Annotated in this window: 17 protein-coding genes and 1 pseudogene; 8 read left to right on the top strand and 10 right to left on the bottom strand. The window is 72.9% G+C overall.

The genetic code is table 11. The features are described 5' to 3' along the window. Positions 1–83 precede the first annotated feature (83 nt). Entirely contained in the window at positions 84–1,562 is a 1,479-nt protein-coding gene (locus tag ACZ4M5_RS13110; protein WP_467736013.1) for a glutamate-cysteine ligase family protein, read from the top strand. 6 nt (positions 1,563–1,568) lie between these two features. On the opposite strand, the gene ACZ4M5_RS13105 is transcribed toward ACZ4M5_RS13110, so the two are convergent. From ACZ4M5_RS13105 to ACZ4M5_RS13095, 3 genes are read right to left on the bottom strand one after another with little or no spacing between them, the layout of a single operon-like run. Then, entirely contained in the window at positions 1,569–2,681 is a 1,113-nt protein-coding gene (locus ACZ4M5_RS13105) for a Gfo/Idh/MocA family protein (protein WP_467736011.1), read from the bottom strand. After that, complete coding sequence (locus ACZ4M5_RS13100; protein ID WP_467736009.1) at positions 2,651–3,361, bottom strand: ThuA domain-containing protein; 711 nt, start codon at positions 3,359–3,361, stop codon at positions 2,651–2,653. Before ACZ4M5_RS13100 ends, ACZ4M5_RS13105 begins: the two co-directional genes overlap by 31 nt. A 49-nt stretch (positions 3,362–3,410) precedes the next feature. Continuing rightward, positions 3,411–4,262 carry a class I SAM-dependent methyltransferase gene (locus tag ACZ4M5_RS13095; protein WP_467736007.1) on the bottom strand — a complete coding sequence of 284 codons (852 nt, stop codon included), beginning with the start codon at positions 4,260–4,262 and terminating at the stop codon, positions 3,411–3,413. Positions 4,263–4,337: 75 nt separating this feature from the next. On the opposite strand from ACZ4M5_RS13095, the gene ACZ4M5_RS13090 reads away from it, so the two are divergent. The 5 genes from ACZ4M5_RS13090 (at position 4,338) to htpG (ending at position 9,655) form a co-directional block, all read left to right on the top strand. Then, on the top strand, positions 4,338–4,751 hold the full coding sequence (locus tag ACZ4M5_RS13090; RefSeq protein ID WP_467736005.1) for a helix-turn-helix domain-containing protein: 414 nt from the start codon (positions 4,338–4,340) through the stop codon (positions 4,749–4,751). Positions 4,752–5,337: 586 nt separating this feature from the next. Beyond that, entirely contained in the window at positions 5,338–5,625 is a 288-nt protein-coding gene (locus ACZ4M5_RS13085; RefSeq protein WP_467736003.1) for a DUF3040 domain-containing protein, read from the top strand. A 482-nt stretch (positions 5,626–6,107) separates the two neighbouring features. Further along, positions 6,108–6,860 carry a hypothetical protein gene (locus ACZ4M5_RS13080; protein WP_467736001.1) on the top strand — a complete coding sequence of 251 codons (753 nt, stop codon included), beginning with the start codon at positions 6,108–6,110 and terminating at the stop codon, positions 6,858–6,860. A gap of 111 nt (positions 6,861–6,971) precedes the next feature. Then, positions 6,972–7,670: a class F sortase gene (locus ACZ4M5_RS13075; RefSeq protein WP_467735999.1), complete on the top strand. Its 699-nt coding sequence runs from the start codon at positions 6,972–6,974 to the stop codon at positions 7,668–7,670. 86 nt (positions 7,671–7,756) lie between these two features. Beyond that, on the top strand, positions 7,757–9,655 hold the full coding sequence (gene htpG / locus ACZ4M5_RS13070; RefSeq protein ID WP_467735998.1) for a molecular chaperone HtpG: 1,899 nt from the start codon (positions 7,757–7,759) through the stop codon (positions 9,653–9,655). Between the two features lie 22 nt (positions 9,656–9,677). On the opposite strand, the gene ACZ4M5_RS13065 is transcribed toward htpG, so the two are convergent. Further along, positions 9,678–9,929: a twin-arginine translocase TatA/TatE family subunit gene (locus ACZ4M5_RS13065; protein WP_467735996.1), complete on the bottom strand. Its 252-nt coding sequence runs from the start codon at positions 9,927–9,929 to the stop codon at positions 9,678–9,680. A gap of 268 nt (positions 9,930–10,197) precedes the next feature. Here ACZ4M5_RS13065 and ACZ4M5_RS13060 point away from each other — a divergent pair, with 268 nt between their 5' ends. Both ACZ4M5_RS13060 and ACZ4M5_RS13055 read left to right on the top strand, forming a co-directional pair. After that, entirely contained in the window at positions 10,198–10,584 is a 387-nt protein-coding gene (locus tag ACZ4M5_RS13060; protein WP_467735994.1) for a BlaI/MecI/CopY family transcriptional regulator, read from the top strand. 6 nt (positions 10,585–10,590) lie between these two features. Next, positions 10,591–11,635 (top strand): annotated as a pseudogene (locus ACZ4M5_RS13055) (M56 family metallopeptidase). A 47-nt stretch (positions 11,636–11,682) separates the two neighbouring features. Here the strand turns inward: ACZ4M5_RS13055 and ACZ4M5_RS13050 are convergent. From ACZ4M5_RS13050 to ACZ4M5_RS13025, 6 genes are all read right to left on the bottom strand, one after another. Next, positions 11,683–12,669: a sporulation protein gene (locus tag ACZ4M5_RS13050; protein ID WP_467735992.1), complete on the bottom strand. Its 987-nt coding sequence runs from the start codon at positions 12,667–12,669 to the stop codon at positions 11,683–11,685. 147 nt (positions 12,670–12,816) lie between these two features. Next, positions 12,817–14,451, bottom strand: coding sequence for a cellulase family glycosylhydrolase (locus ACZ4M5_RS13045; RefSeq protein WP_467735990.1), 1,635 nt, complete (start codon positions 14,449–14,451; stop codon positions 12,817–12,819). Positions 14,452–14,618: 167 nt separating this feature from the next. Continuing rightward, complete coding sequence (locus ACZ4M5_RS13040; protein ID WP_467735988.1) at positions 14,619–16,112, bottom strand: tripartite tricarboxylate transporter permease; 1,494 nt, start codon at positions 16,110–16,112, stop codon at positions 14,619–14,621. 1 nt (position 16,113) lies between these two features. After that, the gene (locus ACZ4M5_RS13035) at positions 16,114–16,656 is read right to left on the bottom strand and encodes a tripartite tricarboxylate transporter TctB family protein (RefSeq protein WP_467735986.1); all 543 of its coding nucleotides are present in this window, start codon (positions 16,654–16,656) and stop codon (positions 16,114–16,116) included. Continuing rightward, positions 16,653–17,636, bottom strand: coding sequence for a Bug family tripartite tricarboxylate transporter substrate binding protein (locus ACZ4M5_RS13030; protein WP_467736553.1), 984 nt, complete (start codon positions 17,634–17,636; stop codon positions 16,653–16,655). The genes ACZ4M5_RS13035 and ACZ4M5_RS13030 overlap by 4 nt, the downstream gene beginning before the upstream one ends. A 223-nt stretch (positions 17,637–17,859) precedes the next feature. Continuing rightward, positions 17,860–19,860, bottom strand: coding sequence for a flavin monoamine oxidase family protein (locus ACZ4M5_RS13025; RefSeq protein WP_467735984.1), 2,001 nt, complete (start codon positions 19,858–19,860; stop codon positions 17,860–17,862). Positions 19,861–20,078: the final 218 nt, after the last annotated feature.

Here is a 20,078-nt window from a genome sequence, read left to right as displayed (position 1 = left end):
CTCAGGCTAGGTGGGTGCGGGGGAGAGGACAAGGTGCGACGCTGGGACGAGACAGCATCCGCCGCCGGAGGGCAGGAGGGGCGATGGGACGTGACGTGCCGGCCCTGGTGTTCACGCGGGAGGACCGCCGTCGGTACCGGGAGAAGATGCACACCGACCTCGAAGTGCTGGCGCGGATGCTCCGCGAGTCCGGCTTCGAGAGCGAGCGCCCCCAGGTCGGGCTGGAGATCGAGCTGAATCTCGTCGACGACCACGGGCTCCCGGCGATGCGCAACACCGACGTCCTCCAGTCGATCGCCGACCCTGCCTGGTCGAGCGAGCTGGGCCGCTTCAACCTGGAGATCAACATCCCGCCCCGGGAGCTGACGGCCGGCGGCCCCGGCGCCTGGGAGCAGGAGATCCGGGACGCCCTCAACCACGCCGAGGACGGGGCCGCCGCCGTGGGCGCCCACCTGATCATGGTCGGCATCCTGCCCACTCTCGGGGAGCAGGACGTGAGCGGAGCGGCCCTCTCCGGCGACCCCCGCTACCGGCTGCTCAACGAGCAGATCTTCGCGGCGCGGGGCGAGGACCTGCGGATCAAGGTCGACGGCGTGGAGCGCCTCGCGACCTACGCCGACACCATCACCCCCGAGGCCGCCTGCACCAGCACGCAGTTCCACCTCCAGGTCGCGCCCAGGGAGTTCCCGCACTACTGGAACGCGGCGCAGGCCGTGGCCGGGGTGCAGACCGCCCTCGCGGCCAACTCGCCCTTCCTGTTCGGCAAGGAGCTGTGGCGCGAGACCCGCATCCCCCTGTTCGAGCAGGCCACGGACACCCGCCCCGAGGAGATCAAGGCCCAGGGCGTGCGGCCCCGGGTGTGGTTCGGGGAGCGCTGGATCACCAGTGTCTTCGACCTCTTCGAGGAGAACGTCCGCTACTTCCCCGCGCTGCTGCCGCTGTGCGAGGACGAGGACCCGCAGCAGGAGCTGAACAGCGGGCGCGTACCCGAACTGGGCGAACTGACCCTGCACAACGGCACGATCTACCGCTGGAACCGGCCCATCTACGCGGTCACCGACAGCGGCCCGCACCTGCGCATCGAGAACCGGGTCCTGCCCGCCGGGCCCACCGTCGCCGACATCATCGCCAACGGCGCCTTCTACTACGGCCTGACGCGCGCCCTGGTCGACGAGGACCGGCCGGTGTGGACGCGGATGTCGTTCGCCGTGGCCGAGGAGAACCTGCACACCGCGGCCCGCGACGGCATCGACGCCCGTCTGTACTGGCCCGGGGTGGGCGAAGTCCCGGTCACGGAGCTGGTGTTGCGGCGCCTGCTGCCGCTCGCCCACCGCGGGCTGGAACTGGCCGGGATGGACGCGCCGTGGCGCGAGCCGCTGCTGGGCATCATCGAGCAGCGCTGCGTCACCGGCCGCAACGGCGCGACCTGGCAGGCCGAGACGGTCCACCACCTGGAGAAGGCCGGCGTCTCCGACCGGCGTGAGGCGCTGCGGCAGATGACCAGGACGTACATGGACTACATGCACATGAACGCCCCCGTGCACACCTGGCCCGTGGACTGACGGTCCTCACACCGCGCCGGGCGAGGCCTCGCCGCGCCAGACGCGGGCCCCGGTCAGCGGGACCGGCGTCGGCACCCGTGCCGACGTCGTCAGCTCCACACGCCGCCCTTCGGCCGAGGAGCGCAGCAGGGCGGTCATGATCTCCAGGACGTGCAGGGCGAGTTCACCCCCGGCCCGCCGCCCGCCCGGCGTGAGGAAATCCAGCAGGCCGAGGCCGCGCGCCCCGTCCTCGTACCCGGCCGACGCCGGCAGCGTGTGCCATCCCGTCCCGCCGAGCGCGTGCAGCCGTACCGCGCCGTCGAAACGGTTCGGGTCCGGGACGGCCAGGGTCCCCTCCTCGCCGTGGACCTCGATCGGCGCGGCGGTCGTGGCCACCCCGTCGAAGCTCGTCGTGAGAGTGGTCAGCGCGCCGCCGGCGTGTTCCAGCACCCCGGAGACATGGCTGTCCACCTCCACCGGTATGCGCTCACCCGCGCGGGGCCCGGAGCCGATGACCCGCTCGGCGCGCAGCCGGCCGGCCGCACCGATCACGGCCCGTACCGGACCCAGCAGATGGACGAGGGAGGTGACGTAGTAGGGACCCATGTCGAGCAACGGGCCGCCGCCCGCCGTGTAGTAGAAGTCGGGGTGGGGATGCCAGTGCTCGTGGCCCGGCGTGACCATCACGGCCGAGGCGGACAGCGGGCGCCCGATGTGCCCGGCCTCCACGGCGGCGCGGGCCGTCTGGACTCCCGTGCCCAGCACGGTGTCCGGCGCGCAGCCCACCCGCACGCCGCCCCGCCCGGCGGCCGCCAGCACGGCCCGAGCGTCGTCCAGCTCGGCCGCCAGCGGCTTCTCCCCGTAGACGTGCTTGCCCTCGCGGATCGCCGCGAGGGCGATCCCGGCATGGGCCGCCGGTGTGGTGAGGTTCAGGACGGTGTCCACCCGCGGGCTGCTCAGCAGTCGCCCGACCGGCAGCGCCCGGGCGCCGGGCAGCCGGCCGGCGACCGCGGCCGCGCGTCCGGCGTCCAGGTCGGCGACCGCGGTGATCCGCACGGCGGGATGTCCGGCCAGGGTGTCCAGGTAGGCGCCGGAGATGACGCCGAGTCCTACGACACCGACGCGGTGCGCGCCGCCCACAGCATGCCCCTCTCGACGATGGTGCGGACCTGGCGGTTCTCCAGCACGCCGACGTCGTGCCCCGGGGTCGTCACCACGATCCGCCCGGTGCCCCACCGGCGCGTCCACACCGCCGGCGACGTGACCGGCCTGCGCCAGGGCTGCCAGGACCGGGCCGGGTGCGTGGTGGTGGCCAGCACCTCGATCAGGTCGTCGTGCAGCACCCAGTACTGCTCCGTCTCCAGCTCGAAGTCGCCGATGCCCGCGGTGACGGGGTGCTCCCGGCCCGCCTCGGTGACGCGGACCGTGTGCGGCAGGAAGTTGTCCGCCGCCTCGCCCCGTCGTGCGCACGGCTCCTTGCCGGGATGCGCCGCGAACTGGCCGCCCACCAGGTGGAGATACTCGGCCGAGGCGCGGAAGGAGTCGACGATGCCGCCGTGCCAGCCGGTGAGGCCGGTGCCGGCCGCGACGGCCGAACTCAGGCCCTCCACCTGGGCGGTGGTGATCTGCGACATCGTCACGCACTGCACCACGAGGTCGGTGGCGGCCATCTGCGCGGCGTCCGCGTAGACCTCGGTGGACTCCTCGACCCGTACGGTGAATCCGCTGTCCCGCAGGAAGGGCAGGAACAGTTCCGTCGCCTTCACCGGCTCGTGGCCTTCCCAGCCGCCCCGGACCACCAGTGCTCGTCTCCGCGTCATCGTGACCCACTATGCGCGGAGGGGCCGGTTTCGAAAAGAGGGCCGGACGTCACGAAACTTTCGTGGAGGAGGCGCGCGCCGAGATCTCCCAACAGGCCGCCGTATAGCGGACCTCGGTGCCCTGCACGAAGGGGTCGAAGGCGGGCCGCACCGCGTCGACCACCTCGGCCCGGGTCCGCTCGTCGGCCTGCGGCAGGACCGTGCCCAGGGGGCCGAGCCGGGTGAAGTAGCGCACGAGATCCCGCTCGGGCAGGGTGCAGACCGGGTCGACCGGCCGCAGGGAGACGCCGGACCACCCGCTCGCCTCCAGGATGCCGCGCACGCGGTCCGGGTCCGCGAAGGCGAACTGCCCCGGCTGGTCGGGCCGGCGGACGGGCAGCTCCGGCACGAACGGCGCCGCCGCGCGCTCCGCCGCCGTCATGAACGGGTTCTCCTCCGGCCCCCGCCACACCACCAGCCGCAGTCCGCCCCCGTCCGCCACGGCGGTGCGCAGGTTGGTGAACGCCCTGACCGGATCGGGGAAGAACATGACACCGAAGCGCGAGACGACGGTGTCGAAGGCGCCGGGTCCGAACGCGTGTTCCTGCACGTCGGCGTGCACGAACGACGCCGGCACGCCCTCCTGCTCGGCCAGGACCCGGGCCGCCGCGATCATCGGCTCGGAGACGTCCGCTCCGACACAGTGCCCGGTCCGCCGCGCGACGGCCCGGGTGACGGCACCGGTACCGCAGCCGACGTCGAGCACCCGGGCCGCCCCCTCCTCGGACACGGCACGCACCAGCAGCTCCTCGATCGGCCGGAACATCCCGTCCAGCAGCTGCTGCAGATCCACCCAGGCGTGGCCCGAGGGCCCGTTCCAGCGGGCGGCCTGTTCGTCGTAACCCCTGCGTGAGGCGTCCATGGTCTCTCCTTCTGCTTGCCTTCGGGGGGAGCGCGATGACAGCGTTCTACTTCAAGCCGACTTGAGGTCAAGACAATGACGCACCTGGACATCGCGGACGTGGCGCGCCGCGCCGCAGTGCCCGCCTCGACGCTGCGCTTCTACGAGGACAAAGGGCTGATCACCCCGGTCGGCCGCCGCGGGCTGCGCCGTCAGTACGACCCGTCGGTGCTGGAGCGCCTGGCCCTGATAGCGCTGGGCAGGACGGCCGGGTTCTCCCTCGACGAGATCGCCGGGATGTTCGCGCCGGACGGCAGGCCGCGCATCGACCGGGGCGTGCTCACCGCCAAGGCCGACGAACTGGACCGCAGGATCCGCGAACTCGGCGTGCTGCGCGACTCGTTGCGGCATGCGGCCGCCTGCCCCGCGCCGAGCCACCTCGAGTGCCCCACCTTCCGCCGCCTCCTGGACGAGGCGAGGGCGCCGGGCCGCAGGGCCCCGTCCACCTGACGCCCGACCGCACCCCCCACGCGCCCGTCGGGCGAGGCGCCCTCACGGGGACCGGTGGCCCAGGTCCCGCCCGACGGGCAGTCCGGAGCGGAGTGCGACCGAATCCGCGGCAGCAGGGCGTTCGCCACCGGCATCGCGGCGGGCCCCGGCGCAGGCACGGCGGCCTCGGTGAGCAGCACCGGCGTGGACACCGTCACCGGCCCGGGCAGCCACGCCGTGCGGCGATGCACACGAGGGCGTTCAGCAGACGGAGCCGCCCGGGCAACGGCACGCCTCACCGCCCCCTCGGCGCACCGTCACCCCCAGCCTGGCGCCGCCCTCCGGCCCCGCCATCCGTGACGGCACCCATCTCGTACCGAACAGCGGCCCCACCGCGCCGCGTTCGCCGAGGGCGGCCACCGGGAAGGATGAGGGTCGGGCCTGATGGTGCGTGCCGTCGGAGGGGGAGAAGCTGGAGCCCTGGTGGGAGCGGCCGGCCGGGCACCGGTGAGCCGTCTCCCCGCGCACCCCGACCCGGACCCCACCACGTGCCCTGGCTCCGGTGTGCCCTGCCCACGGCGCTGCCGGCCGCCGGAGAGGAGAAGCCGTGACCCAGTCCGACGACGCGCGCCTCGTGGACCTGCGGACCCGTCTGGAACGGCAGGACCCCCGGTTCGCGCGCGCCATGAGAACCGGCCGGCCGGTGCCGCCCCGCGAGTACCGGCGCACCGGGCCCCGCTGGGGTCTGGCGATCGGCGTGGTCCTCCTGGGCGCGGGCATCGTCCTGGCCCAGGGGCTGCTCATCGCGAGCGGGCTGGTCGTCCTCGGCATGGCGGCCCAGCTGATCGACCCGGACCCCGAGCGCACGGGGAGCCGGAGCCCCGACCCCCGCTGACCCCTCCGGCTCTCGGCCCTCGACCCACCCTTCGCGTACGGGACCGCCGACCACTCCTCGGGCACCGGCCCCGCCCGCCTCTGTCACCGGCCTCCCGCAGGACCGCACGCACACCGACGGTGTCGTCACCCACCCGGCCACCCCTGCGGCAGCCAGTCGCGCCCTCCGGGACCGTCGTCACCTCCGGGGCGAACTACCGACGGCCGTCCACCCCCGCCCGTCAGGGCGGTGAGCGCCGTGCCGGGAGCCGCCGACGCCGTCCGCCGCACCCCGGCCGCACGCGTGGTCGCGGCCCCCATGTGACCCGGTTCGTCCGCCCCGCCGCCGGCGGCCGGATTCGGCCGTCAGAGTGCGCCCGTAACCCGTGTGAACGTCCCGGATGGTGGGAGCGCCCGGTCTGACTGACGGTGGTTCACGTCGAGACCGGGTCTCGTGAGTCGGCGAGGCGCCGACTGCCCGGTTCGCGACGGAAGGACTCACCGATGCGCTCTGCCCGCATGCTGCTCGCCACGGCCACGGCCACGGCGGCCCTCGCGATCGCCGCCCCCGGCGCCTACGCCCAGGTCATGGGCGACTGGGACGACGACTCCACTTCCTACAGCAAGGAGCACGACAAGCACGACAAGCACGACAAGCACGACAAGCCGCACGGCGGCATGCACACGGGTGGCGGAGCGCTGACCGCCGTGACCTCGGACGGCGACTGGGACTCCGGCGACGACGAGGGCAAGCCCGAGGACGAGGGCGGCGAGGAGCAGGGCAAGCCCGAGGACCAGGGCGGCCACGACGAGCAGGGCAAGGACGACGAGCAGGGCAAGGAAGAGGAGCACGGCAAGCACGAGGACCACGGCAAGGACGAGGAGCACGGCAGCCACGAGAAGGACTCCTCCTGGGGCGGCAAGCACGAGAAGCCGCGCGGTGGCATGCACACCGGCGGTGGCGCCCTGGCCCTGGTCAACTCGGACGACTGGGACAAGGAGGACGGCGACAGCGGCTGGTCCGGCAAGCACGAGGACGACTCCTACGCCGACAAGGGCGACGAGGGGTACAGCGGCAAGCACGACAAGGGCTCGTGGGAGGGCAAGCACGACAAGCCGCGCGGTGGCATGCACACCGGTGGTGGCGCGCTGGCCAACACCTCGGGTGTGACCGCCGGCGGGATCGCGGTGCTGGCGGTCGCCGGCACCGGTCTGTACGCACTGCGCCGCCGGAAGGCCGCCCAGGGCGTGGCGTGACCGATGCCCGACCTCATACCGGCCGCCGCACGCGCCCCGCGCGTCGCGGCGGCCCGGCTCGTCCCGGTGCGGGCCGTGCCCCCCGCTGTGCCCTGAACAAGGTGGTTACCGATGGCAGTCAGCCCCCCTGCCCTTCCCGACCCCGAACCCGCGCCGTCCCGCAAGCGGCTGCGCGCCATAGTGGCGGTGCTGTGGTCGGCGGCCGCGCTCGCCGTGCTCCTGAACCTGACCGGCGGCCGGGGCGGCTCCTTCGACGCCGGCGGAGCGCCGCACGCGCCGCCCGCCCTTCCCGCCGCCTCGGCCGCTCCCTACACGCCGCCCGGGGCGTCGGCGTCACCGTCCGCCGAGGGCCCGCGGATGTCCCGCTCCCGGCCGGTCCGCCTGCTCATCCCGAAGATCGGCGTCGACGCGCCCTTCACCGACCTCGCCATCGGCGCCTCCGGCATGCTCGACCCCCCGCCTGCCGACGACACCAACCTCGTCGGCTGGTACGCCGAGGGCCACTCGCCCGGCGAGCCCGGGACCGCGATCATCGCCGGGCACGTCGACACCAAGACCTCCCCGGCCGTCTTCGCCGGCCTGGGTGAGCTGAAGAAGGGCGACAAGTTCCACGTGACGAGGGCCGACGGCAGCAGGGCGGACTTCGTCGTCGACGGCAGGGAGTCCTTCCGCAAGGACGACTTCCCCAGCGAACGGGTCTACGGCGACACCCCCCAGGCGCAGGTCAGGCTGATCACCTGCGCCGGCGCCTACGACCGCCAGGCCCGGGACTACACCGAGAACCTGGTCGTCTTCGCCCACCTCGTCTGACATCCGGGGTCCCTGCCCTGACTTGGTGTTTTACAGTGACAGCCACCAGTTCAGGCGACTGTGGGACCTGTGAGGGATTCGCGAACATGACGACCGAAACGTTTGAGTTCCAGGTAGAGGCGCGTCAGCTGCTGCAGCTGATGATCCACTCGGTCTACTCGAACAAGGATGTCTTCCTGCGCGAGCTCGTCTCCAACGCCTCCGACGCGCTCGACAAGCTGCGTCTGGAGAAGTTGCGGGACGACGCGCTCGACGCCGACGTGTCCGATCTGCACATCGAGATCGACGTCGACAAGGAGGCCCGCACCCTCACCGTGCGGGACAACGGCATCGGCATGTCGTACGACGAGGTCGGCCGCCTCATCGGCACCATCGCCAACTCCGGCACGGCGGCCTTCCTCCAGGAGCTGCGGGAGGCCCAGGAGGGGGGCGGCGCCGAAGGGCTCATCGGCCAGTTCGGCGTCGGCTTCTACTCCGGGTTCATGGTGGCCGACGAGGTCACGCTGGTGACCCGGCGCGCCGGCGAGGAGCAGGGCACCCGCTGGACCTCCCGGGGCGAGGCCACCTACACGCTGGAGAAGGTCGACGACGCGCCGCAGGGCACGTCCGTGACCCTGCACCTCAAGCCGGCCGACCCCGAGAACCAGCTGCACGACTACACGTCCGAGTGGACGATCCGGGAGATCGTCAAGCGGTACTCCGACTTCATCACCTGGCCGATCCGGATGGTCCCCGCCGGGGACGACGGCGACGGCGCGCCCGCACCCGAGACGCTGAACTCGATGAAGGCGCTGTGGGCGCGCTCGCGGGACGAGGTGTCCGACGACGAGTACCACGAGCTGTACAAGCACATCAGCCACGACTGGCGCGAACCGCTGGAGACGATCCGGCTCCAGGCGGAGGGCACCTTCGAGTACCAGTCGCTGCTCTTCATCCCCGCGCACGCCCCGCACGACCTGTTCACGCGGGACTTCAAGCGCGGCGTCCAGCTGTACGTCAAGCGCGTCTTCATCATGGACGACTGCGAGGCGCTCCTGCCGCCGTACCTGCGGTTCGTCAAGGGCGTCGTCGACGCGCAGGACCTCTCGCTGAACGTCTCGCGCGAGATCCTCCAGCAGGACCGGCACATCCGGATGATGCAGCGCCGGCTCACCAAGAAGGTGCTGTCCACGGTCAAGGACCTCATGACCAAGGACGCCGAGCGCTACGCCACGTTCTGGCGGGAGTTCGGCACCGTCCTGAAGGAGGGCCTGGTCACCGATCCCGACAACCGGGAGGCGCTGCTGGCCGTCGCGTCCTTCGCGACCACGCACTCCGAGGACGAGCCCACCACGCTCGCCGGGTACGTGGAGCGCATGAAGGACGGCCAGGACGCCGTCTACTACATCACCGGCGAGTCCCGGCAGAGCATCGAGAACTCACCGCACCTGGAGGCGTTCCGGGCCAAGGGCATCGAGGTGCTGCTGCTCACCGACCCGGTCGACGAGGTGTGGGCCGACGCCGTCGGCGAGTACGAGGGCAAGAAGCTGCGCTCCGTCACCAAGGGCGAGATCGACCTGGACTCCGAGGGCGAGGAGAAGACCGGCGAGGAGCGGGAGAAGCAGGCCGAGGAGTACGCCGGGCTGCTCGGCTGGATGCGCGAGCAACTGGACGAGGACATCAAGGAGGTGCGGCTGTCCACGCGGCTGACCGTCTCCCCGGCCTGTGTGGTCTCCGACGCGCACGACCTGACCCCGGCGCTGGAGAACATGTACCGGGCCATGGGACAGGAGGTGCCGCGCACCAAGCGGATCCTGGAGCTCAACCCCGGTCACCCGCTGGTGAAGAGCCTCAACCAGGCCTACACCGACCGTGCGGACCGCAGCGAGCTCGCCGAGTCCGCGGAGCTGCTGCACGCCCTCGCGGTGCTCGCCGAGGGCGGACAGCCCAAGGACCCGGCCAAGTTCGTCCGGGCCGTGTCGGAGCGCCTGGAGCGCACGCTGTAGTCAGGGACGGATCGGCGACGGATCAGGGATGGTCCGGGGTGCCCGCAGGGCGGGTGCCGGGCGGGGTCGGGCCGGTGCCCGGCGGGACGACCTCGCCCTGGACCACCCGCGGCGCGGGGGCCGTGCCGGCCTCCTCGTCCCTGGCGGCACGCGCCTCGGCCTTGAGGATGCGGGCCGCCTTGCCGGCCGAACGGGTCAGCTCGGGAAGCTTCTTGATCCCGATGACGGCTACGACGACGATGAGCACGATCGCCAGCTCGCTCAGTCCGAACATGGTGTCCTGTCCTTTCTCACCCGGGCCGGGCACGGCGCGAGCGTATCGGGCGGGGAGCACGGCGAGATCCCCGGCCCGGGGTGGGGGAGCACGTGCCGGCGCAGGTGCGGCAGCACGCCGCGCGCGAACAGGGCCTGCCGCCAGGCCGGCCCCGGCGGCGACCGTCGCCAAGGCCCAGCCGCAGCACTGTGGAAGATGCGGGGTGGGTCCGGCCGGTCTATACGATGTCCGCACGGGCAACGCAGGGCGGCGCGAAGGAGGCAGGGCGGTGACGGATCCCCGGCAGCGGCCCCGGCGGGGGCAGGGCGAGCTGGAGGCGCTGGTGCTGTCGGCACTGCGGGAGGCGGACGGGCCGGCGACGGCCGGCTGGGTGCAGGAACGCCTCGGCGGCGGCCTCGCGTACACCACGGTGATCACGATCCTGACGCGGCTGCTGGGCAAGGGCGCGGTCACCCGGGAGCGGGTGGGCCGGTCCTTCGCCTGGACGCCCGCCTCGGACCAGGCGGGTCTGGCGGCGCGCAAGATGCGCAAGGTGCTGGACGCCGAGAACGACCGCGGGGCCGTCCTGGCCAGCTTCGTCACCGGACTCGGTCCCGAGGACGAGCGGCTGCTGCGGGACCTGCTGGAGCAGGAACACGGCGACGGGGAAGACTGACGCCGCATGGGGGTCTTCGTCTTTCTGCCGCTGGTCCTGCCGCTCACGGCCTGGCCGGTCGCGCGCCTGGCCGAGCAGCATCTGCACCCGCGCACCGCGACCCGGCTGCTGACCGTCCTGGCCGCGGTGCTGGCGCTGTGCAGCACGGTGTGCCTGGCCCTGGTCATGGTGGTCGGCACCGCCCAGCTGCCGGGCAACCCGCTGCCCGACGGCTGGTCGGATCCGGAGGTGCGGGCGGCCGTGCCTTTCGACGAGGTCGTCGGCAAGGCCGCCATCCCGGCCCTGTGCGCGGTGGTCGCCGCCTGCGCCCGGGCGCTGTGGCGGCACGGCCGGGTGCGCAGGCAGGCCCACCGTGCCCTGGCCGGACTGCCGGACACGGAGGTGGCGGTCCTGCCGGACGCCGTCCCCTACGCCTACGCGCTGCCCCCCCGGCGGGCGGCGGGCCGGCGACGGGACCGGGCATAGGGGAGCGCGGCGCTTCGACGCGGCCCGGGGCCCGCGAGCCGCCCGCCCGGGCCCGGGACCGGGGCGCGCACCACGGCGGGGCAGGGGCCGGGTCGTGGTGACGACCGCCCTGCTGGAGCGGCTCCGGCCGGCCGAGCGGCGTGCCCTGTTCGCCCACGAACGGGCCCATCTCACCGCGCGCCACGATCGGTTGCTGCTCACCGTGCAACTCGCCGCCCGGGCCAACCCGTTCCTGCGTCCGCTGCGCACCGCCGTGGCCTACACGGCCGAGCGGTGGGCGGACGAGGAGGCGGCGCGGGTGGTCGGCAGCCGGCGCACGGTGGCGCGGGCCATCGGCGCGGCCGCTCTGGTCTCGCGGGGCACCCCGGCGCCGACCTTGGCGGGCCTGGCCGCGCCCGGGCCGGTGCCGCGCCGCGTGGCGGCCCTGCTCGGTCCGGCGCCCGCCGTGCGCAGCTGGCCGCCGGTGTTCACGGCCGTCGGCCTGGCGGCCTGGGGCGCGGCCGCCGGGACGGCGGTGTCGGCGATGTCGTCGGCCAACGCGGCCGTGACGATGGTCCTCATCCTGCACGCCGCGACACCGTTGTGAGGTGCGGGCGCCGCGTCCTGCGGCGCCCGCACACCCGCCCGGGCGACTCAGCCCTCCTCTTCCTCCTCGTCCTCGAAGAAGTCCCCCACCTCGTCGACCACTTCGCTCGCGACCATGCCGCCGACGACACCGACCGCGAGACCGGCCGCACCCGCGGCGGCCACGGTCCCCATGCCGGGGCCCGGCCGCCGCTCCCCGTGGTGGTGCCCCGCGTGATCGTGGGCCGGCAGGGCGCCGTGACCGGCCAGGACGCCGTACCCGGTCCGGTGCTCGACCAGGTGACGCAGCCAGCCGTCGACGACCGCCGTCCAGTCCTGGTGCCCGACCCCGTCGTGGGAGACGGTGAACCGGGTCAGCGCGTCGTGGCCGGGCGCCAGGAAGCCGCCGCGCTCGTCCGCCTCCAGCACCACCTCCATGCCGTCCGGCCCGGCCAGGAAGGTCACCTCGATCTCGTGCACCTGCTGCGCGTACCGCGGCGGCGGTACGAGCTCGATCTCCTGGTGGAAGGGCAGCCGCTGGCCCGTGCCGCCGATGTGTCCCAGCTCCAGGTCGGCCGACCGGAAGCCGAACCCGAGAGCGCCGAGGGCTTCGAGGACCGCCTCCTGGACAGGCAGCGGCGTGACGCGCAGCGGGTCGAGGTCGCCCTTGTCCTTCGCACCCGCCACAGACAGCTCCGTGCGCACGCCGAGGACGACGCCCAGGCTCTGGCCGTGCAGTTCGGTGACCGGGGTCTCCCACGGCAGGGTCACCTCGAACGGCAGGGTGCGTCGCTCGCCCTCCGCGAGCCGGAAACCGCCGCCCACGGTGAACCGGTCGAAGGTGACGACGCCCTCGCTCTCGCCGTCCTCGTGCTCGGCCTCCACCCGGGCCACCAGTTCCAGGGTGAGGTGCTCGATCTCGAAGTCGGCCCTGCCGCCCTCCAGTTGGATCCGGCCGCCGAGCGTGCCGCCGGGCCGGACGGGGCCGGGGTCGAGGACCGTGTCGACGGTCGGTCCGCCGACACCGATCGCCCCGAGCCGTCGTTTGAACACCATGGTGGCGTCCACTCCTTCACGTGCGTGTACGAGATTGCTTCTACAAACGTGTAGAAGTATAGTTCTCCCCGGCCCGTACGGGCTCCATGACGCCACGTACGGGCGGGGATTGGCCGAAAGAGGTGGCACTCGGCCCGGGGGCGAGGGTCAACTCACGGGGCAGTCGGCGCCGTTCAGCGTGAAGCCCGCCGGGCCCGGGTTGGTGGCACCCCGGGTGGCGGTGAAGCCGAGCGTGACCGACCCTCCGGCCGGGATCGTCGCGGAGTAGGGGGCAGCCGTCACGCTCACCCCGGACCCGCTCTGCGTCACCGTGCCGCCCCACAGGCTGCCGACCCGCTGGCCGTCGGTGAACGTCCAGCGCAGCGTCCAGCCGTCGACCGCGGTGGTTCCGGTGTTGCGCAGGACGATCTCGCCCTGGAAACCGCCGGGCCAGCTGCCCGTCACGCGGTAGCCGACGCCGCAGGACGGCGACGGACCGCCCGGCGCGGTCGTGACCGTCACCGTCGCCGAGCGGGCCGAGCGGTTGCCCGCGGCGTCGCGGGCGTAGACGGCGAACGTGTGGGAGGTGGCGGGGGACAGCCCGGTCAGGGTGACGGTGGTGCCGGTCGTGGAGGCGACTGCGGTCTCGGTGCCGGCGCCGATCCGCACGACGTCGTAGCCGGTGACGCCGCCGGCGTCCGTGGCCGGGGCCCAGCTCAGAGTGGTGGAGGTGGAGGCCACGTCGGAGGCGGTGAGGGCGCCGGGCGCGGTCGGGGGTGTGGTGTCGCCTCCCCCGGACGAGTACACCGCGGCCTCCTCGGCGGTGGCGGCGATGCCGTTCACGCCGTCGAACAGGCGCTGACCCCAGGGGGTGAGCCGGTCCGGGTCGAAGCCCGTGACCATGTCCAGGTATCCGACGTCACCGCCGTTGCCGCTCCAGGACCAGCCGAGGTATCCGAGGCGGAGTTGCTCGGCGACGGCCAGGATGGTGTCCTCGTCCGGATCGCCCTCCGAGTGGTCATGGCCGAACTCGCCCACCACCAGCGGCAGTTTCGCGCTGACGAACCGGTTCAGATAGGCGGTGATCTCGGCGGCCGTGTCGAAGACGCCGTACATGTGGATCGAGAAGACGGTGTTGGCGTCGGGGTCGGCGGCGAACACCGAGGCGGCGTTGTCGCGCATGGTGAACGCCCAGTCCTGGCCCCAGTTGGGCGCGTCCACCATGATCGTGTGGTCGAAACCGGCGTCGCGGAGCCGGGCGATCGCCGCCTTGGTGTCCGCCGTCCACGCGGCGTGACCGCTGTTGCCGTACGGCTCGTTGCCGATGTTGACGATGACGTGATCCTCCTGGCCGGTGAGCGCGCCGCGCACACTGATCCAGTAGTCGACGGCGCGGGAGAGCGGGACGGCGCCGCTCTGCTCGCCGTATCCGGTGGTGTCGTGCACCTCCAGGACGCAAATGAGACGGTTCCGCTTGCACTGCTCCACGACGTTCGCCACGTCGGCGGTGTCGTTGCGGGTCCACCGGTCGCCGCTGGACAGCACCACCCGCACGGTGTTGGCGCCCTTGGCCTTGATGTGGGCCAGGGAGCCGATCCGGTCCGGGTACCAGGTGTGGGCGTGGTTGACCCCGCGCATCACGAAGTCGTTGCCGCCCGCCTCCAGGAGGCGGCCGTCGCGGACGTGGAAGCCGGTGGGGGCGGCCAGCGCCGGAGGAGCGGCGGTGAGGAGGGAGAGCAGCAGGGTCAGGAACGCGGCGGCCGCGAACGCGACGCGTGGGGCAGGGGTCGAGCGGGGCTTCATGAGAGCTCCTGGGCGTGGGGGCGGGAACGGGGCTGTCCGTGATGCATGGGAGCGCTCCCATGCATGTAGCCACCGATCCCGCGGACCGTCAAGAGGCCGGCGGGGAAGGGACGCGAAAGGGGCGCGGCTCGTCCGAGCCGCGCCCCTGCGTGAACGTCCCCGCGGGGTCAGGCCGCCGTACGCCCGCGCCGCACCACCCTCCTCAGCAGCGGCCAGCACAGCAGCAGCACGATCACCCCGTACACCGTCACCGCGAACGGCGTGTCGACCAGACCCGTCACGCTGCCGTCGCTGATCTGCAGGGCACGCCGCAACTGCTGCTCGGCGTTGGGCCCGAGGATCACGCCGATGACGGCGGGCAGCACCGGCAGGCCGTACCGGCGCATGCCGAAGCCGATCAGGCCGATGATCAGCAGGATCACCAGGTCGACGACCTCCCCGCCGACCGCGTACGCCCCGACCGCCGCGAAGAACATGATCCCGGCGTACAGGTACGGCCGCGGGATGCGCAGCAGCTTGGCCCACACGGGGGCCAGCGGCAGGTTGAGCGCGAGCAGCAGCACCATGCCGACGAACAGGGACGCGATCAGGCCCCACACCAGGTCGGGTTCGCGCTCGAACAGCAGCGGGCCGGGCTGGATGCCGTACTGCTGGAAAGCCGCCAGCATGACGGCCGCGACCGCCGTGGTGGGCAGGCCCAGGGTCAGCATCGACACCAGGGTGCCCGCGGCCGAGGCCGACGCCGCCGACTCCGGACCGGCGACGCCCTCGATGGCGCCCTTGCCCCACTCGTCCCGGTGCTTCGACAGGCGCTTCTCCGTCACGTACGACAGGAACGTGGGGATCTCCGCGCCGCCCGCCGGGATCGCGCCGAACGGGAAGCCGATGAACGGGCCGCGCAGCCACGACCTCCAGGTCCGCTTCACGTCGTCCCGCCCCAGCCAGGGCCGGCCCACCGGGATCGGCTCGGGCGGCCTGCGCCGCAGATGCGCGGCCACCCACAGGGCCTCGCCGATCGCGAAGAGACCGACCGCGACGATCACCACGTCGATGCCGTCGGCCAGTTGGAGCGCACCGAAGGTCAGGCGCTGCTGACCGGTCATCTGGTCCAGGCCCACCAGGCCCAGGGTGAGGCCGATGAGCAGCGAGGCCAGGCCCCGGATTCGCGACGAGCCCAGGACCGAGGTCACCGCGATGAACGCCAGCACCATGATGGCGAAGTAGTCCGGGGCGCCGATGTCCACGGCCAGTTCGGCCACCGTCGGCGCGAGGGCGACGAGCAGGAGCGTGCCGACCATGCCGCCGGCGAAGTGCCCGATCGCTGCCGCCGCCAGGGCCTGCGCGCCGCGCCCTGACTTGGCCATGGGGTTGCCCTCCATGGCCGCCACCACCGCCGCGCTCTCCCCGGGGGTGTTGAGCAGGATGGAGGTCGTCGAGCCGCCGAACATGGCCCCGTAGTAGATGCCGGCGAACATGATGAACGCGCCGGTCGGGTCGAGCCCGTACGTCACCGGCAGCAGCAGGGCGACCGCCATCGCGGGCCCGATGCCGGGCAGCACGCCGATGGCCGTGCCGAGCAGCACACCGACGGCGGCCCAGAGCAGGTTGATCGGGCTGAGGGCCGTACCGAAGCCGTCCAGGAGGGAGTTGAAGGCGTTCATCTCACAGCACTCCCATCAGTGGGCCACCGGGCAGGGGCACTCCGAGCAGGTTGTTGAAGACCACGTAGGTGAGCAGGGAGAGCCCGGCCGCGATGAGCGGATCGCGGTCGGTTCTGCGGCTGCCCAGCGCGAACGCCGCACCCCAGAACAGCAGCGCGCCCGCGACGGGGAAGCCGAGCGGCTCGATCAGCACCGCCGCGCCGAGGAACACCCCGGCGAGCAGCGACACCGTGCGCCAGTCGGCGGGTTCGGACAGGTCGACGTCCTCACCGCCCTCGGCCTCGCCCCGGCCGCCGCGCAGCACGTCCACCGCGAGCAGGGCGGCGATCACCAGCAGACCGGCGCCGACGACGACCGGTACGGTCCTCGGGCCGACGGGGCCGCGCTGGGCGATGTCGACGTCCATGGTGAGCGTGTCGGTCAGCACGAGCACACCCAGCGCCAGCAGCAGGACGCACACGCCGAGTTCGGAGTGCTCCCGCAGCCAGGAGCGGCGCCCACCCTGCTCGGCGGGGGGTGCGCCGGTGGTCGGCGTCGTCGTCACAGTCCCAGCTCCTTCAGCACCGACACCACGCGCTTGTCCTCCGCTTCGAGGAACGCGCCGAACTTCTCACCCGTGAGGAAGGCGTCGTCCCAGCCGTTCTGCTCCATCGACGTGCGCCACTCGTCGGAGCCGTGGAGTTCCTCGATCAGCCGCACGAGCTTGACGCGCTCGGCGTCGTTCAGGCCGGGCGGGGCGACGATGCCGCGCCAGTTGGTGAAGTTCACGTCGTAGCCCGCCTCGGTCAGCGTCGGCGCGTCCAGTCCCTCGACCCGCTCCGGGCCGGTCACCGCGAGCAGGCGCAGCTCGCCCGCCTTGATCTGGTCGAGGTACTCGCCCACTCCGGAGACGCCGAAGGCGACCTTGTTGCCGAGGATGGAGGCCAGCAGCTCACCGCCGCCGTCGAAGGGGATGTAGTTGACCTGCTTCGGCGGTATCCCGGCGGCCTTCGCCATCAGCATCGGGGCGAGGTGGTCGGGCCCGCCGGGCGACGACCCGCCGCCCACCGGCAGCTTGCCCGGGTTCTGTTTCCAGGCGCCGATCAGATCGTCGATCGTCTCGTACGGCGAGTCCTTCGCCACGACCACCACGTCCTGCTCCTCGGTGAGCCGGGCGATCGGGGTGGTGTCGGCGAGTGTCCTGGGGGCGTCGTTGGACCGGACGGCGCCCACCACCCCGAGACCCATGGACATCGCGAGCTTGCCGTTGCCGTGCTCGCTCACCAGGCGGGTCAGGCCCACGGTGCCGCCCGCGCCGGGCAGGTTGAACACCTCGACGTTGTGGGTGAGTCCGGCGTCCTCGGCGTTCTTCGCGGCCGTCCGGGCCGTGATGTCGTAGCCGCCGCCGGGCGTGTTGGGGACCATGAAGCGCAGGCCCGGGATCTGTGTGCCGGTCCCGGAGCCACTGCCGGCGGTGAGCAGCGGCGGCCCGGCGAACACGAGCACGGCGGCCCCGAGCAGGGCGAGGGGGGTGCGCAGGCGCACGAGTGCCACCACCTGTCGGTACGTCGTTGCGGGTAGGGAAGAGCCCTGTGGGGGAGGGTGAGGTGGGCCACATGGTGCCCGGACGCCGACGGGCTGTCTCGCTTGCGCAACCAACGGATGTTGTGGTCATTGCGGTCGTGGCACGGCCGCCGCCGCTCCTCGGCGGCTGGGAAGACGAAGGGGCCCCGGCGTATGCGCGCCGGGGCCCCTCGCTCGGGACGGACTAGTCGGTGTGCACCTCCAGGGCGGCCCGGACGGCGGACTCCAGGGCCCCCTCGATCCAGGCCGGCTTCACCGACGTGTGGTCCCCGGCGAAGTGCAGCGGCCCCTCGGCCGCGGGGATCGCCTGCAGCAGTTCCGTGTGCTGTCCGGGCAGCAGCACGGACGCCTCCCCGTAGGCGTACGGGTCGCGCAGCCAGCTCTGGGTGCGGCCGGCGCCGGTGTAGAAGACCTCGATGCGCCGTCCGTAGACCTGCTGCAGACCGCACAGCGCGTGCGGGTAGCGCGCCTCGTCGTCCAGGGAGTCCCAGCGCAGGGCGTCGTCGGCCCAGCTGTAGGACGCGAGGACCACACCGCCCGCGCTGCCCGGGACGGGGTGCGAGGGGTTGAACATGAAGCGGTTGGCGTTGTCCGACACCGAGCCGCCGCCCACCACGCCGGCCGCCTCCGGCTGGTCGCGCCCGATCGCGCGGTTGGCGGCGTAGTGCGTGCGCTGGGCCGCCGTGATGTGCCCGCCCGGCACGGAGGGGTGCGCGCCCAGCAGACTGCCGTCCGCGGGCGCCCGGCCGGTGCGATACGCCTCGTACAGGCCCGGCTTCACGGCGTTCAGTTCACGCTTCCAGTCCGCCTCGTCGAACTCCCACCAGCGGCGGCTGAACTCGAGCAGCACCTTGGTCGCGCAGTCGTAGTGCAGTTCGCTGACCGCGCGGCGCTTGCGGTACGACAGCGGCGGGTCCACCTGCACGTGCCGCAGCCCGGAGAACGGCACCGTCACCACGGCGACGTCGGCGGTGAACTGCTCGCGGACGACCGGGCCGTCGCGGCCCTCGGAGACGGTGTCGACCCACACGTGCGGGCCCTTGCCCCGCACATGCCCGCCCTCCGGCGCCGGACGGTCGGGGTGGTGGTACTGGATACGGGTCACCCGGCGGTCGAACCGCACCTCCTTGCGCACCCGTTCCAGCAGCGCGTCCGGCAGGACGGCCGTGCCGCCCTCCAGTTCGTAGAAGGGGGTGTCCGGGCTGATGAGCGAGGAGCCGATGAAGCTGTGGATGAAGGACAGCGGCAGGCGGGAGGTGAGGTTCTCCAGGGTGCCGATCAGGTCGACGGTGCGCTCGTCGAGGCCGGCGTGCTCGGTGAGGAAGCGGAACATCGACCAGTCACCGAACCGCTGCACCACGCGGGCCCAGCCGCGCAGCCGCTCGGGCAGGGGCTTGTCGACGCGCTTGCCGTCGGGCCCGACCCGGCTGAACTCGTCGCGCACCGGGTCGAGGGCGGCGCGCAGGATGGCGGCGGCCGGGGTGTCCCAGTGGGCCTTCGGGACGCCGAAGGAGCGGTTCACGCGCCGGGGTGAGCGGGCGTAGTCGGCGCGCCGCACACGGATGCCGTTGACGTGGATCCAGGTGCGCGCGGCGGGGCGTCCCTCCTCGTCCACGTCGACGTAGTGGAAGCGCCGCTTCTTCAGGTCGAGCTGGTCGATGAGCTGCATGACCAGCGGGTGGCTGCCGGGCAGGCGCATCGCGCCCGCCTCGGCGTACTGACGGGGGTCGGCGAACGGCTGGGCGGCGCCTTCGTGTCCGCCCTTGCGGAACGTCTTGACGCGGCCGCCCGCCCGGTTGCCGTTGGCCTCCAGGACCGTCACCCGGTGCCCCGCCCGCTTCAGCAGCCAGGCGGTCACCAGCCCCGCGGGGCCGGCGCCGACGACGAGGACGTCCTTCGGGCGGGTCCGGCGGGCCGGCAGCCCTTCCCGCAGGACGCGCTGGTAGCGCGGGACGAGGGGACGGTTGTCGGAGTCGAGGACGAGCAGGGCGCGGGCGACCGCGAGGCACCGCTCGGGGTCGGCGCCGCGGGCGGCGCCGGGAGCGGGTGGCGCGGCCGGTGCGGGCAGGGCCGTGGCGGTACCGCCGGTGAGGGCCGTCGCCACGGTGGCCGTGCCGGCCACCGCCGCGAAGCTCCGCCGGGAGAAGCCGCCGTCCGGGCGCGCCACCGCGTGATCTTCAGTCATGGCGATCTTTGTAGCGGTCGCCGACCCGGGGCGCCGCCTTTCGCCCGGGCGTTGCCCCCAAGGAGCGAATCTGGGGCAAAACCCGCACGTCACAGGAGAGATGGCGCTCTCGGCACGCTCGGTGAACCCGAAGGGATGAATGCGCGACGGAACCGCGCTCGCCGCCCGGTGCGAGCCCTCAGACTGCGACATGCGTACTCACACCCGCGCTCTCCGTC

The organism is Streptomyces sp. NPDC026246 (assembly GCF_055567995.1).
This window is presented reverse-complemented; position numbering and strand designations above follow the sequence as displayed.